General features: G+C 73.9%; 11 protein-coding genes and 2 pseudogenes. 7 read left to right on the plus strand and 6 right to left on the minus strand.

Annotation, left to right across the window (positions count from 1 at the left end; genetic code table 11):
- Positions 1 to 440 precede the first annotated feature (440 nt).
- From ACSU53_RS20420 to ACSU53_RS20430, 3 genes and pseudogenes are all read left to right on the plus strand, one after another.
- Positions 441 to 2,462, plus strand: a complete 2,022-nt coding sequence (locus ACSU53_RS20420; protein ID WP_437033300.1) for a GTP-binding protein — start codon at positions 441 to 443, stop codon at positions 2,460 to 2,462.
- A 210-nt stretch (positions 2,463 to 2,672) separates the two neighbouring features.
- Positions 2,673 to 3,146 (plus strand): annotated as a pseudogene (locus ACSU53_RS20425) (single-stranded DNA-binding protein); the annotation flags it as partial.
- 595 nt (positions 3,147 to 3,741) lie between these two features.
- The gene (locus tag ACSU53_RS20430) at positions 3,742 to 5,157 is read left to right on the plus strand and encodes a Cys-Gln thioester bond-forming surface protein (protein WP_437029758.1); all 1,416 of its coding nucleotides are present in this window, start codon (positions 3,742 to 3,744) and stop codon (positions 5,155 to 5,157) included.
- A 73-nt stretch (positions 5,158 to 5,230) separates the two neighbouring features.
- Here ACSU53_RS20430 and ACSU53_RS20435 read toward each other — a convergent pair whose 3' ends face one another.
- The 4 genes and pseudogenes from ACSU53_RS20435 to ACSU53_RS20450 all read right to left on the minus strand — a co-directional run bounded on the left by ACSU53_RS20435 (position 5,231) and on the right by ACSU53_RS20450 (position 6,829).
- Positions 5,231 to 5,521, minus strand: a complete 291-nt coding sequence (locus tag ACSU53_RS20435; protein ID WP_362089855.1) for a hypothetical protein — start codon at positions 5,519 to 5,521, stop codon at positions 5,231 to 5,233.
- Positions 5,522 to 5,641: 120 nt separating this feature from the next.
- The gene (locus ACSU53_RS20440; RefSeq protein WP_437029761.1) at positions 5,642 to 5,860 is read right to left on the minus strand and encodes a hypothetical protein; all 219 of its coding nucleotides are present in this window, start codon (positions 5,858 to 5,860) and stop codon (positions 5,642 to 5,644) included.
- A gap of 57 nt (positions 5,861 to 5,917) precedes the next feature.
- Positions 5,918 to 6,220 (minus strand): annotated as a pseudogene (locus tag ACSU53_RS20445) (HAD domain-containing protein); the annotation flags it as partial.
- A 177-nt stretch (positions 6,221 to 6,397) separates the two neighbouring features.
- A complete protein-coding gene (locus tag ACSU53_RS20450) occupies positions 6,398 to 6,829 on the minus strand; it encodes a hypothetical protein (RefSeq protein WP_437029763.1) in 432 nt (143 codons plus the stop codon).
- Between the two features lie 445 nt (positions 6,830 to 7,274).
- Here ACSU53_RS20450 and ettA point away from each other — a divergent pair, with 445 nt between their 5' ends.
- The 4 genes from ettA to ACSU53_RS20470 all read left to right on the plus strand — a co-directional run bounded on the left by ettA (position 7,275) and on the right by ACSU53_RS20470 (position 10,652).
- Complete coding sequence (ettA, locus tag ACSU53_RS20455; RefSeq protein ID WP_437029764.1) at positions 7,275 to 8,939, plus strand: energy-dependent translational throttle protein EttA; 1,665 nt, start codon at positions 7,275 to 7,277, stop codon at positions 8,937 to 8,939.
- A 6-nt stretch (positions 8,940 to 8,945) separates the two neighbouring features.
- On the plus strand, positions 8,946 to 9,359 hold the full coding sequence (locus ACSU53_RS20460) for an acyl-CoA thioesterase (RefSeq protein ID WP_164350470.1): 414 nt from the start codon (positions 8,946 to 8,948) through the stop codon (positions 9,357 to 9,359).
- A complete protein-coding gene (locus tag ACSU53_RS20465) occupies positions 9,356 to 10,030 on the plus strand; it encodes a hypothetical protein (RefSeq protein ID WP_437029766.1) in 675 nt (224 codons plus the stop codon). Before ACSU53_RS20460 ends, ACSU53_RS20465 begins: the two co-directional genes overlap by 4 nt.
- A gap of 334 nt (positions 10,031 to 10,364) precedes the next feature.
- Complete coding sequence (locus tag ACSU53_RS20470; RefSeq protein ID WP_437029767.1) at positions 10,365 to 10,652, plus strand: putative quinol monooxygenase; 288 nt, start codon at positions 10,365 to 10,367, stop codon at positions 10,650 to 10,652.
- 9 nt (positions 10,653 to 10,661) lie between these two features.
- Here ACSU53_RS20470 and ACSU53_RS20475 read toward each other — a convergent pair whose 3' ends face one another.
- Positions 10,662 to 11,624, minus strand: coding sequence for an ABC transporter ATP-binding protein (locus ACSU53_RS20475; protein WP_437029768.1), 963 nt, complete (start codon positions 11,622 to 11,624; stop codon positions 10,662 to 10,664).
- Positions 11,625 to 11,814: 190 nt separating this feature from the next.
- Entirely contained in the window at positions 11,815 to 14,676 is a 2,862-nt protein-coding gene (locus ACSU53_RS20480) for an ABC transporter permease (protein ID WP_437033302.1), read from the minus strand.
- Position 14,677: the final 1 nt, after the last annotated feature.

The raw sequence follows: 14,677 nt of genomic DNA on the forward strand, positions 1-14,677 counted from the left end.
ACCACACCGAGCACCCCGAGAACCTCGCAGACTCCGAGAACCCCGTCAACGCCGAGAACGCCGACAACGCCGATAACTCCGAGTATTCGGAGAACCCCGAGCGCGCCGGACACCTCGGGAACCCTGAGGACTCCGGGCGTTCCGAGCACGCTGGGCCTTCTGGGTCTTCTGGGCTTTCTGGGGCTTCTGGGCGTGAGGAGCGTCCCGAGGAACCGGGCGGGTCACCGGGAGATGCCGGCCCAGGCGAGGACTCCAGCGGTTCCCGCGGCTCCGCGGGCTCCGACGGCCCCGGGGCTTCCGGGGAAGCCGGCCGCGGCAGCGCTTCCGGCATCTCGAAGGACGGCTCGAACGGGGCGGAATCCGGCAGTGCTGAGGCACGCGAGGGCGCCGCGGGCTCCGGCGGTGTCGAAGGCTCCCGTCCCGTCGAACGGGCCGGCCGGCTGGCCCGGTTCGGACGCTTCGGCCGGTCCGGAGCCGACGGGCGGCGTGACCGTCGGGACGGCCGCGGCGGTCACGACGACAACCGCGGCGACGAACGGGACGGCAACGGTGGCGACAGCCGTGACGATGGCCGCCATGACGAGCGTGGCGCCAAGGGCGGCCACGGCAGCGGCCACCAGGGCCGGGGCAGCGGTGACGGCGGACGCAGGGGAGCGCGGAAGAGCGCGGCCGGACGGGCCGGGCGGGCTGTCGCGGGCGATGGCAGGCCCGCGCGCGCGGACGCCGAGGAGCGCAACTCCGCCCAGGGGCCGTGGGACGACGGGCTCATCGCGCGGCGGGTGAACGGGGCGGCCCTCGCGGCCGAGCCGCACGCGACGGTGCCGCCGCCGGAGACGCGGGCACCCGCACCGCAGACCGTCACCCCCCTGACGTACGACCCGCCGCTGAGGTCACGGCTGGAGGCGCTGCGCGAACTGGTGGGGCTGTCCCGGACGCGGCTCGACAGCGGAACCCTCGCCGAGGCGGGCCGGGTCCTGGAGGAGGCCGCCGCCCGGCACCGCCTGTCGGGGCAGCACACCGTCGTCGCGATCGCGGGGGCGACCGGCAGCGGCAAGTCGCAACTGTTCAACGCGCTGGCCGGGGTGCCCATCTCGGAGACCGGGGTGCGACGCCCGACCACGGCCGCGCCCATCGCGTGCAGCTGGAGCGACGGCGCGGCCGGCCTCATCGAACGCCTCGGCATCCCGCCCCGGCTGCGCCGCCGCCCGTCCCAGGCCATGGCCGACGGGAACGACCAGCTGCGCGGGCTGGTCCTGGTGGACCTGCCCGATCACGACTCCGCAGCCGTGCGACACCGTGAACAGGTGGACCGCGTCCTGTCGTTGGTCGACGCCGTCATCTGGGTCGTCGACCCCGAGAAGTACGCCGACGCCATGCTGCACGAGCGGTATCTGCGGCCGATGGCGGCCCACGCCGAGGTCATGTTCGTGGTCCTCAATCAGATCGACCGGCTGCCCGGTGACGCCGCCGAGCAGGTCCTGGACGATCTGCGACGGCTGCTCGACGAGGACGGCGTCGCCCTGGGGGAGTACGGCGAACCCGGCACGACGGTGATGGCGCTCTCCGCGCTCACCGGGGACGGTGTGGGCGAACTGCGGGAGGCGCTCGGCCAGTTCGTGTCCGAGCGTGGGGCGCCCGGCCGCCGGATCGGTGCCGACGTGGACATCGCCGCCGCCCGGCTGTGGCCCGTGTACGCGACGCGCCGGCGCTGCGGGTTGAGCGAGGAGGCGCGGGACGAGTTCTCCGCCCGGCTCGCGGACGCCGTGGGCGCCACCGCGGCGGGCGAGGCGGCCGAACGCGCGTGGCTGCGCAACGCCAACCGCGCGTGCGGCACACCCTGGCTGCGGTTGTGGCGCTGGTACAACGACCGGCGCGAACCGCCCACGGGACGCCATTCGCTGCGCCTGCAGCAGCCCGACGAGGAGGCCACGGCCCGCCAGCGCGTGGAGCAGGCGGTCCGGACGGTGGCCGAGCGCGCCTCGGCCGGACTGCCGGTGCCCTGGGCGCAGGCGGTGCGCGAGGCCGCGGTGCGGGGAGCGCAGGGGCTGCCGGAGGCCCTGGACGAGCTGACGGTGCGCGCGGGGCTCCCCCCGGGGAAGCCGCCGCGGCCCGGATGGTGGCCGGCGGCCGTCCTGGCACAGGCGTCCATGACGATCCTGCAGTTCCTGGGCGGACTGTGGCTGCTGGGCCAGATCATCGGGTTCATGTCGCCCAACCTGGGGGTGCCGGTGCTGCTGATGCTGATCGGCATCATCGGCGGCCCGCTCATCGAATGGAGCTGCCGCATGGCGGCCCGCGGCCCGGCACGGCGCTACGGGCAGGAGGCGGAGAGACGGCTGCGGGAGGCGGCGGCCGGGTGCGGCCGGGCCCGGGTGCTGGACCCGGTGGCGGCGGAACTGCTGCGGTACCTGGAGGTGCGGGAGCAGTACGTACGCGTGGTGGGGACGGCCTCGACCCGCTGAGACCCCGGTTCACTCGCACGGGTGGCCGGGTTTTCCACAGTTCCGGAGGTGTCCACAGCGTTCAGCGGGCTCTTCCCGTTCACGGCAGTCTGGCTCTCGCGGTGGCCGCGGCACGACGCCCGGCCGGCGCACCGGACAGAGCCGTACGGGAGGGGCCCGTACGCGTATCCGCCCGAGCCGCGAGCGGCGCCGGGCCGGGGAGGAGACGCGATGAACGAGACGATGATCTGCGCGGTGGGCAACGTGGCGACGTCACCGGTGTACCGGGACCTGGCGTCGGGGCCGTCGGCGCGGTTCCGGCTCGCGGTGACCTCGCGGTACTGGGACCGTGAGAAGGGCATGTGGACGGACGGGCACACCAACTTCTTCACGGTGTGGGCGAGGCGCCAGCTCGCCGCGAACGCCGTGGCCTCCCTCTCGGTGGGTGACCCGGTCGTCGTCCAGGGCCGTCTGAAGGTGCGCACGGAGCAACGGGAGGGACAGCACCATCGCGTCTCCGCCGACATCGACGCCGTGACCATCGGCCACGACCTCGGGCGGGGGACATCCGCGTTCCGGCGCTCGGGGCGCCCGGAACAGCCGGGGGCCGCCGCCACCGCCGACGAGCGCCCCGAACCCACCTGGGAGACGCGGCCGGCCGATCCCGCTCCGCCCTCGGCGCCTGCCGGAACACCCGCGCCACCCGCCGCACCCGAGGCATCTCTTCCGTCCGCCGAACCTGTGGCCTCTCATCCGGTCGCATCGGCTGTGGCGCCTGCTCCGTCTGCCGCGGCCGGGGGCGGTCCGGACGCGATGGCCGGCTGGGCGCCTGCCAACGGCTCCGCAGCCTCGTCCACGGTCCCGCCGGCGACTGCGGCACCGACACCCCCTGGTCCCCTGCCCGCAGCGATCGGAGCCGGCAACTGATCAAGTGGGAGGCCAAGGTGACGCGCCGTCGGGTGCGGGCGCGCCCATGCTTGAGGTAACCGCTCTCTCCGCCCTCACCCCGTCCACCCGACGGCTGCCCTGCTGCCGCTGCTCTCCCGGCGCCGACCGAAGTGCGGCTTATCGGAGGCTGCATACCGAAGGCTCCCAAGGAGATTTGTCGACAATCCCTGCCCACGGGAGTCCTGGCGATAACGATTGCGGATCGGATCAGTCGTCCGAAGCGATCACCGGCAGGGGCGGTCCGTGGCCTCCTTAGGATGCCGGGCATGGCCACCGGGACTCTCGGGGCCGGTGATTCTGCTGGTGGGACCGTGCCCCCCACGTCAACGGGTCCTGCTCGGAAGGGAATTCGGTGTTTGCTTCGTTCTCTGCGTGGTCCGTGCGCGGGCGTGGACCGGTGCGTCTCGCCGCCGGGACGCTGGTGTGCGGACTCGCCGCCACGGGCGTGATGGCGGTGGGTGCGAGCCCGGCCGCCGCCGGTGAGACGGCGCCGCAACAGGGAGGGGCAACGGCGACCATAGGCGGACTGAAGACCTTCGGGGCGGCCGTCATACGCATGGAGGACGGCAGCGACCAGCAGGTGTCGGCGGGCCTGTTCGAGATGTCCGTCGACGGCGGGGGCATGCTCCAGACCTACTGCGTCGACGTCCACACGCCCACGCAGAAGGACGCCAAGTACCACGAGGCCGCGTGGAGCAGCACGTCCCTCGGCGTCAACGACGACGCGGGACGGATCCGTTGGATCCTGCAGAACTCCTACCCCCAGGTCAACGACCTGGCGGCGCTCGCGAAGAAGGCCGGCGTGCGCGGCCCGCTCACCGAGGAGGACGCGGCGGCCGGAACCCAGGTCGCCATCTGGCGGTACGCCGACGACGTCACCGTGGACGCCGTCGACCCGCAGGCCGAGCAGCTCGCCGACTATCTGGAGAAGAACGCCCGGAACCTGAAGGAGCCCAGGGCGTCACTCACCCTCGACCCGCCGGTCGTGTCCGGGCGCCCGGGAGAGCTGGTGGGTCCGGTGACGGTCCGCACGGACGCCCGCAGCGTGACGGTCGCGCCGCAGGCGAACGCCGCCCGGGACGAGGTGCGCCTCGTCGACAAGAACGGCGAGCCCGTCACCGAGGCCGTCAACGGCAGCCAGATCTTCTTCGAGGTGCCCGAGGACACGGAGGCCGGCACGGCTCGCCTCACCGCGCAGGCTGCCACCACCGTCCCGGTCGGCCGGGCCTTCTCCTCCGTGAGCCGTAGCCAGACCCAGATCCTGGCCGGCTCCAGCGAGTCGACCGTCTCCGCGTCGGCGAGCGTCACGTGGGCGGAGGAGGGCGCCGTCCCGGCCGTGTCCGCGCGCGAGAACTGCGCGAAGGGCGGTGTGGACGTCACCGCGTCCAACCAGGGGGACGAACCCTTCACCTTCGAAGTGGTCGGCCAGAAGCACACGGTGGCGCCGGGAGAGTCCCGCACGGTGACCGTCGCGCTCAGCGAGGACGCTCCCTACGACTTCACCGTCCAGGGGCCTGACGGCTTCCAGCAGCGCTTCACCGGCATGCTCGACTGTCTGACCCGGGCCGCCGAGACCGGCAACGCCGCGCGCACCTACAGCGCTCCGAGCCCCACCCCGCTGGGCGGCACGCCGTCCGACACCAACCTCGCCGCGACCGGCTCCTCCAGCGCCACCCCCTGGATCGCCGGCACGGCCATCGGCCTGGTCGTCCTCGGCGGCGCCGGACTCCTCGTCGCCCGCCGTCGCGAAACCCCGCCCGGCGACTGACCGGGGAAGGTTCCGCCCCGCCTTCTGATGTCTGACGGCGCGGGTCCGCCACCGGCCGGGGCGGGCCCGCCCCTCAGAACCCGGCCATGGATGCGTCGAGCACGCCGCCCAGCGCCCCGTAGGCGCTGCAGCGAAGCGTGTGCCGTGCCCTGCGGCGCCGTCCGAACGACACGGCGAACGACAGAACGAAGAGCCCACCGAGAACCACGGGCACGACGGGGCTGTAGACGAAGAAGGTGAAGCACGCGATGCCCGTCCAGACGAGGATCGGCAGCAGCGAGCAGCGCAGGACCGTCCAGAGCCCGATCCGGGCCCCGGCCGGGAGCGAGCCGCCGTGCCACGCCTCGATGTGGTTACTGGTCACACATGCCCCGGGTCGCATGCGGCCATCACACCACCGGTGGGGCGGCAAGCGTGCGGTCACCCCCGAAATCCAAGCGGTTCATGTGGTTCCAGCGGTTCCGGAGACACGCGAGCAGGACGGCTACCGAGGTGCCGTGTCCGTCGTCGCGCGGCTGCGCGCAGGGACGGACAGGCGGGCGCCGAGGCTCAGGAGTCCGAGGGAGCCGAGGGCGAGCCCGTGCCGAAGCCATCTCGTGCCGCCCTCCCAGTCCCGCGACGGACCGAGCGCCAGCCAGAAGGCGAGGGCGAAGGCGAGAAGGACGGCAGTGATGCCGGCGGCGCGGCGTAATGCGGGATGCATACGACCATGATCCCGAGGCCCCCATCCCTCCTCAAGGCGATTGCGGCGGGAGGGGCGTCATACGGCCAGGGCACCGAGCCAGGCGGTGAGGGCGCGGAAGTCGGCGTCGGTGAGGCCCCGGGCCGGGTCGACGCGGTGGAGCAGGGCGGGCCCGGGATGCCCGGCCTCGGCCCAGAGGCGGTCCGTCGGGCCGATCTCGTCGTCCACCCAGAGGAACGGCCGACGGCCGGCCCACTCCACGAGCGGCCGCGTCTTCCAGTGGAGCCCGCTCGGCCCGGCGGCGGCCCAGTCGTCCGGCCACGGTACGACGGGCAGCCGAGGCAGCCCGAGGCGCGGAGCGATGGCGTCGTTGGCGTCCTCGCCAGCGGTTCTCCCCGCCGACCCGACGAGGGGCGTCCCAGGCGGATCAGGCCCCCGGACCGTGGGGGGCGCGTTCGGCCCTCGGTTTCCCGCATGACGTTTTCGGCGGAGGGGGGCGGCGAACGGCCGTTCCGCTCGTCCCGGGCGGCCGTCAGGTTCCCGTCCGGTCGGGGAGGGTCACCCGGCGAGTGGTAGGGCAGCCGCTACCGCGTTCCGGTCACGGCGGCCGGCCAGCGGGAAGATGATTTTCAGGCTCTGTCCGGCGCCCGGCACGGAGACGACGAAGAACGAGTTGAGCAGACGCTCCCTGATCTCCGAGCGGACGAGCCCCGCGCGCGCGACCGTCATCACATGCTCCCGAGGCCGGGCGAACATCGGATCGGCCCGGAAGACGAGGAGGCGACGGTCGGTCATGGTGAGGTACATGGGAGCGGGCGTGGGAATCACCGCCATGCCGCCGCTCATGACGACCGAGGCTGCCGCGAACGCAGCGGTCCGGCCCACCGACACGGACGTCAGGTTCACGATGGTCGCGACCTCGACCCGCTCGTCGGGCTCGAGCAGGGGGCCGACGGTGGCCAGCAGCAGTCGGCGGCGTCTTGCGTTCACGGACGGTACTCCTGATGTCGGGCCGGCCGGGCGGGACACTTCCCTCCGGCGTGTGCCGGCCCGGCTCCCGGGCGTCGCCGCAGCCTACCGGGGCCCGGAAGGCCGCCCCGGGCGGGGCCTCGCGGGGCCGGTCGGCGAGAGCCGCCGCGACCTCCCATGAGGGTGACCACCGCCCGCGCCCGGGCGCGGAGTCCGGGAGGCACCCGTGGCCGTCCGGACGGTGGGAGACGGCGCGGAGCCCGGGAGGCATCCGTGGCGGCCCGGACGGTGGGAGACGGCCCCGGGCACTCGACGGCGACGGACAGTGACGGGGCGCGCACCGTAGCCTCGGACGAAGTCCCAGGTCAGAGGCGTCGCGCCGAACGCGTTTCCTCCCAGGGGTGGCGGTGCGGCAAGATGGGGTGTATCTGCCCACTGCCTGTTTCAAGCTGCCGGACGGTTTCTCTTGGCTGAGTTCATTTACACCATGCGCAAGGCGCGTAAGGCGCACGGCGACAAGGTGATCCTCGACGACGTCACCCTGAGCTTCCTGCCGGGAGCGAAGATCGGAGTCGTCGGCCCGAACGGTGCCGGTAAGTCGACCGTTCTCAAGATCATGGCCGGGCTGGAGCAGCCGTCGAACGGTGACGCCTTCCTCACGCCCGGCTACACCGTCGGCATCCTGCTGCAGGAACCGCCGCTGAACGAGGACAAGACCGTCCTGGAGAACGTCCAGGAGGGTGTCGCCGAGGTCAAGGGCAAGCTCGACCGGTTCAACGAGATCGCCGAGCAGATGGCGACCGAGTACACCGACGAGCTCATGGACGAGATGGGCAAGCTGCAGGAGCAGCTCGACCACGCCAACGCCTGGGACCTCGACGCGCAGCTGGAGCAGGCCATGGACGCGCTGGGCTGCCCGCCCGGCGACTGGCCCGTCAGCAACCTCTCCGGTGGTGAGAAGCGCCGCGTCGCGTTGTGCAAGCTGCTGCTGGAGGCGCCCGACCTGCTGCTCCTCGACGAGCCCACCAACCACCTGGACGCCGAGTCCGTGAACTGGCTGGAGCAGCACCTCGCCAAGTACGAGGGCACCGTCGTCGCCGTCACCCACGACCGGTACTTCCTGGACAACGTGGCCGGCTGGATCTGCGAGGTCGACCGCGGCCGCCTGCACGGCTACGAGGGCAACTACTCGAAGTACCTGGAGACCAAGGCGGCCCGCCTGAAGGTCGAGGGCGCGAAGGACGCCAAGCGGCAGAAGCGCCTGAAGGACGAGCTGGAGTGGGTGCGGTCGAACGCCAAGGGGCGGCAGGCCAAGTCCAAGGCGCGTCTGGCGCGCTACGAGGAGATGGCCGCCGAGGCCGAGAAGATGCGGAAGCTGGACTTCGAGGAGATCCAGATCCCGCCGGGCCCGCGCCTGGGCAACGTCGTCGTCGAGGTGAACAACCTCAGCAAGGGCTTCGGCGACAAGCTGCTGATCGACGACCTCAGCTTCACGCTGCCGCGCAACGGCATCGTCGGTGTCATCGGCCCCAACGGCGCCGGCAAGACGACGCTGTTCAAGATGATCCAGGGCCTCGAGGAGCCCGACTCCGGGACCATCAAGGTCGGCGACACGGTCAAGATCTCCTACGTCGACCAGAACCGCGCCAACATCGACCCCAAGAAGACGCTGTGGGCCGTCGTCTCCGACGAGCTGGACTACATCAACGTGGGCCAGGTCGAGATGCCGTCGCGCGCCTACGTGTCGGCGTTCGGCTTCAAGGGCCCCGACCAGCAGAAGCCGGCCGGTGTCCTGTCCGGCGGTGAGCGCAACCGCCTGAACCTGGCGCTCACCCTCAAGCAGGGCGGCAACCTGCTGCTCCTCGACGAGCCGACCAACGACCTGGACGTCGAGACCCTCAGCAGCCTGGAGAACGCCCTGCTGGAGTTCCCCGGCTGCGCCGTGGTCATCTCCCACGACCGGTGGTTCCTGGACCGCGTCGCCACGCACATCCTCGCCTACGAGGGTGAGTCGAAGTGGTTCTGGTTCGAGGGCAACTTCGAGTCGTACGAGAAGAACAAGATCGAGCGGCTCGGCCCGGACGCCTCGCGTCCGCACCGCGCCACCTACAAGAAGCTGACCCGGGGCTGATCGGTCTTGCGGCACATCTACCGCTGCCCGCTGCGCTGGGCGGACATGGACGCGTACGGCCACGTCAACAACGTGGTGTTCCTCCGCTACCTGGAGGAGGCCCGTATCGACTTCCTGTTCCGCCCGGAGAAGGATTTCCAGCAGGGGTCCGTGGTGGCGCGCCACGAGATCGACTACAAGCGCCAGCTTGTCCACCGGCACACGCCGGTCGACATCGAGCTGTGGGTCACCGAGATAAGGGCGGCGTCCTTCACCCTCACCTACGAGGTGAAGGACGACGACCTCGTCTACGTCCGAGCGTCGACGGTGATCGTGCCGTTCGACTTCGCGGCGCAGCGCCCGCGCCGCCTCACCGAGGAGGAGCGGGAGTTCCTGCGCGAGTACACGGACGACGCCGAGGAGGAGGCCGTCGCGGCATGACGGCACTCCAGCTCGCCGACGAGAGGGAGGCGGCGGACCTCGCGGCCTTCCTCTCGCGGCTGCTCCACTACGACCGTGCGGCGGCGGTGCGGCTCCAGGCGGCCGGCACCGCCCTCGCCGTGTTCGGGCGGCCGCCGTCCTTCGAGGTGCTGGCCATCCGCGCGGTGCGGCTGGCCAAGCCGTACGAGAACGGGCTCGACGTCACCCTCGACGTGACCGTGTCCGCCGGTGAGCTGCTGGAGTCGCTGGACCTCGCGGCTGCCACGGCGGACGTCCCGGCGGCGGTGACCGGCCCGCCCTGGGCCGGGGTGCTGCCGCCGCGCACGGGCTGGCGGGCCGCCGAACCGGGGCTGCCGGAACCGGACGCCCTGCGCGCGCTCGTCTCCGCCGCGGTCGCGGAATTCCGTACGCGGGCGGGGGAGTTGGCGCCCGAGGCGCGCACCCGCGCCCAACTCGACACGATCGGACGGGAGATCTGGTCCCGTACGGTCGGCGACACCGGCCTGCCGGTCCGTGCCGTGCACGCCGCGCAGTCGCTGGGCTTCCTCCGCGGCGCCGAACCCGCCGCCCTCCTCGCCTCGGGGGCCTGGCTGCGTCTGCGGACCCCGTACGGGTCGATCGCCGTGCGGAGCGCGGGCCTCGGCGCGGGACTGGGACTCAGCGTGCGCTGAGCCGGTCCGGTCCACCAGGGGCTCTCAGAGCGCGCCGAGTCGGCCCGTCCGCCGGGAGCCCGGACCGGTGCCAGCCTCCGTCCCCCTTTCCCGGCCCCCGGCGTCGACGGGGCCCGGCTTCGGCCTCCGAGCCTCACTTCGACCGACGAGCCTCACTTCGACCGACGAGCCTCACTTCGACCGACGAGCCCCGCCTCGATCGAGGAGCCTCGCCCCTGGCCGATGAGTCCGGACCCGGCCGGCGACTACCACTACAGCCCCGGCCGATGAGTTTGGACCCGGCCGACGGTCGTAGTCGGTGACAGCCGGTTCGGACCGAAGCAGGGAGCAGCACGTGGTGATCGTCGCGGGGCACATCGTCGTGGACCCCCAGCAGCGTGAGTCCTATGTGGCGGGCTGTGTGCCCGTCGTCGAACAGGCCCGCCGCGCGCCGGGCTGCCTCGACTTCGCCGTCACCGCGGACCCGGTGGACGCCGGGCGCGTCAACGTCTTCGAGCGGTGGGAGACGCAGGCGGCCGTGGAGGCGTTCCGGGGCGCTGGTCCCGGCGGCGAGCAGGGCGGGGCGATCCTCGCCGCCGCGGTGGCCGAGTACGACGTCGCTCAGGTGCGCCCGCTCACCTGAGCGGTGCGCTCAGTTCCGTTCGCTGTCGTCCGGGCGGACGGCGATGTGGTCGGGCTCCAGTTCCAGGGCCACCCGGTCCCGCATGCCCAGGGCCTGCGTGTACTCGGCGGGGAGCTGGAGGCGGCCCGCGCGGTCGAGCATCGCGTACTCGCGGGCGACCAGGGTCTCGTGACCGGTGGCCTCGTCGACCTCGCTGCGGCGCAGCACCTCGGTGGAGGTGCGGCCGTCGCGGATGGCGACCGTGCGGCGGACCTCGCTCGCGACGGCCTGGTCGTGGGTGACGATGACGATGGTCGTGCCGAGGCGTTCGTTCGCGGTGCGGAACGCGGCGAAGATCTGTTCCGCGGTGTGGGAGTCGAGTTCGCCGGTGGGCTCGTCGGCGAGCAGGACCGACGGCTCGTTGGCCAGGGCCACCGCGATGGCGACGCGTTGCTGCTGCCCGCCGGACATCTCGTGCGGGCGGCGGTCGCGGCAGTCGGCGACCTCCAGCAACTCCAGCAGTTCCAGCGCGCGTTCGGTGCCCGCCCGGCGTGCCGCCCGGCCTCGCCCGCCGCGCAGCCGTATGGGCAGCGCGACGTTCTGGGCGGCCGTCAGGTACGGCAGGAGGTTGCGCGAGGTCTGCTGCCAGACGAAGCCGACGACCTCGCGGCGGTAGGCGAGGCGGTCCTTCGCGGTCATCGTGAGCAGGTCCCGCCCGGCGACCCGGGCCGCTCCCGCCGTCGGGGTGTCGAGTCCGGCGAGGATGTTCATCAGCGTGGACTTGCCGCTGCCGGAGGCGCCCACCAGGGCCATCAGCTCGCCGTCCCGCACGAGGAGGTCGAGGCCCTGGAGTGCCTGGACCTCCACGCCGTCGGCGGTGAAGACCCGGACCAGCCGGTCGCAGGTGATCAGCGCGTCGTGGCCGAAGGCCGGGCGGTCGCGGTCGGCCGAGACGCGACGGGCGAGGTCGGCGAGCGTGGGCTGGGTCGTCATCGGCGGTCTCCTGGACGGGAGCCGGCCGGTCGCGGCCGGGGTGCGGTCCGTGGCGGACGGGATGCGGGACGGGGGTGGAGCGCAGGGCGGTGCGCAGGGCGGGCCCGCCGCGCGGGTGCGGTGCGCGGGGCGGGCTGCGGCTCGGACTGCGGCTCGGGGCAGGTGCCGGTGCGGTGCTGTCCGTCAGGGGTCATCTCGCGTCTCCTGCCCGTAGTTCCCGCACCGAGCCCCGCCGGCCCGTCCACCATGCCTGGGCGACGGCGACGCCGACGGTCAGGGCGACCACCACCACGGCCGGGACCAGCAGGGCCACCGGGTCGGTGCGCAGGACGGCGCGGCCGGGGGAGGTGACGGTGTCCGGGACGGCCATCGTCGTGAGGTCGATGCCGGGGGAGAGCAGGACGATGGTGGCCCACGCCGTGAGGGTGCCGCCGACCGCCGCGAGCAGGGCCTGCGGGAGGGACTCCAGCACGAGCAGGCGGCGGCCCTGGGCGCGGGTGAGGCCCATGGTGCGCAGCCGGGCCAGCAGGGCGGCGCGTTCGGGGGCCGCGCGCACCAGGGTCAGCAGCAGGGCGAGGACGGCGTACCCGGCGCCCGCGGTCACGGCGGCGGTGTAGACGCGCTCGGCGCCGGACTGGAGCGGGGAGTCGACGTAGCCGGCGCGTTCCTCCGCCCGGATCTGCACCAGTGTGTCGTCGCCCGCGGTCCGGCGCAGCGCCGCCGGGTCGAGGGCGTCGCCGGTGACGAGCAGCGTCGTGGGACGCGCGGCGCGGGCGCTGAGCCCGGACCGGTCCACCACCAGGAACTGGTCCCCGACGACCGCCGGTGTCCGGTCCCGGACCTCGACGATCCGCAGGGTGACGATGCTCCGGTCCTCCATGCGCACCGGGAAGGGCCGGGTGCCGAACCGCTTGGCCACCTTGGGCGACGCCACGGCGGGCAGCGGATCCGCCGCGCTCGCTGCCGGGGCGTCCGTCAGCGGCGCGGAGCCGGCGCGGTCGTCGTCGCCGTCACCGGCGCCGGTCCCGCTCCCGCCGCCGGTTCCCGGGGAGGCGCTCGCCCCCGACGGTGCGCCGGGCGCGCGCAGCACGCGCGCGTCGAAGGCGCCCATGTCCGTGCGCCGGGTGTGTGCGGCGTAGGGGGCGGGGTCGACGGCGACCACCGGCACCACGTCCCAGCCGTCCTGCGGACGGGCGTAGTGGGAGACGCCCGCCACGGTGACGTCCTCGACGCCCGCCGTGCGGCGCACCCGGTCGGCCAGGTCCGCCGGGAGGACGTGCAGGGACTCCACACGGGCGTCGGCGCCCACGGCCAGCAGGGCCGTGCGGTCGCGGGCGTCCGCCACGCCGGTGAGGACGGACCCGCCGAACGCGGCGGTGGTCAGCGCGGTCAGCAGGGCGAGCAGGGGCAGGACGGCGGAGCCGGAGCCGCGGCCCGCCCGGGCCAGCGACAGCGGGCCGACGACCCCCCGGAGCCTGCGGGCGGGCCGCGCCAGGGCGCGCAGCGGCAGCGGGTGGAGGCGCACCAGGACCAGCGCGGCGATCAAGCCGACCAGCACCGGGGCGAGCGACACCAGGTGGTCGCCGGACGCGCCGGACCCGTCCGTGGCGCCGCGCGTGCGCAGTGCCACGACGGCGCCCACGGCGAGGACGAGCAGGGTCAGCTCGGCGACGGTGCGCCGTCGGGACGGCCGGACCGCGGTGAGGTCCTCCCGGCCGGTGTGGACCCGCACGGCGCGGTGGGCGGCGACGGCCCGCAGCGGCAGGGCCAGGCAGCCGAGGAGGGCGACGGCACCGGCGGCGGCGACCGCGTACGGCAGCCGGGCCCCGGGGACGGCGAGGCAGGCCGCGGCCAGGCCCAGGGCCGCCGAGGGCAGCGCCACCACCGCGGTCTCGGCCAGCAGCCGGCCGCCGAGGCCGGTCAGTGAACCGCCGCGGGCCCGCAGCAGCGTCAGCTCGGCCCGCCTCCGGCCGGCGGCCAGCCCGCCCGCCATCAGCAGGACGACGGTGGCGACGGTGCCGGTGCCGAACGCGGCGACCGAGACGAGCGGGCCGATGGCCGCGCGCAGCTGTTCGTAGTGGATGAGCACCTCGTCCAGGTCGGTGCGCGCCGACACGGCGGACGAGGTCTCCTCGCGCACCCGCTGGAGCACCGGGCCGGACTCCGTGGCCGCCACCGCGGTCTGCAGCCGGGACACGTCGTGGGCGTGGAAGCCGTCGACGGCGGGGGCGAGGTTCCAGAAGCGGTGCGGGTCCGTGGCGGTGCCCAGCAGGGCGGGGGCGGCGTCCGGCGGCAGCAGCAGCGCGGCCTTCCAGTACTGCCGCAGTTCCGGGTCGCCGTGGAGGACCGTCAGCGCCGGGGTGCGCATCAGGGGCTCGACGGACCAGTAGGACCCCTGGGGGTCGCGGGGCGCGACGATGCCGGTGATCCGCACGGTGAGCGGGCCCCGCCGCTCCCCGGCGAAGCGCAGGACGGAGCCGACCTCGATGTTCAGGCGCCGGGCGGTCGCGGAGCTGACGGCGGCCTCCACCCGGGGGGTGCCGGCGGTGACGTCCCCTGCGGCGCGCGGCCACCGCCCCGCCTCCAGCCGGGCGTGCTCGTCGAGCCCGCTCTGGGCGATCAGGTCGAGCCGCGGGGGCAGCCCGTCGGGGCGGGGCAGCCAGGGCTCCCGCATCTCCTGCGGCTCGGTGCTGCGCACCCCGGACGCCGACTGGCCCGGGTCGAGGGGCAGGGAAGGGTCGGCCGCGCCGACGATGGCGGCGCGGTACTCCTCCAGCGCCGCCCCGCGCAGGCTCGCCGCGGCCTCCTGACCGGCCCCTTCGGCCTCCGGTGGGGCGGCGAACTGCAGGACGGTGCGTCCGGCCCCCGCCGACGTCACGGCCCGGCGCAGGCCGCCGTCGCCGGAGCGGTCGACCGCCCGGGGCAGTGCGGCGGCCAGGAACGCGGTCACCGCCACCAGCAGCGCCAGCGCCAATGCGGTGCCGGGCGCGGCCCGCAGGCGGGTGCGCACCCAGGGCGCGGCCACCCTCGGCCGCGGGGACCGGACGGTCACC

It is taken from the genome of Streptomyces sp. enrichment culture (assembly GCF_964273255.1).
GTDB lineage: Bacteria > Actinomycetota > Actinomycetes > Streptomycetales > Streptomycetaceae > Streptomyces.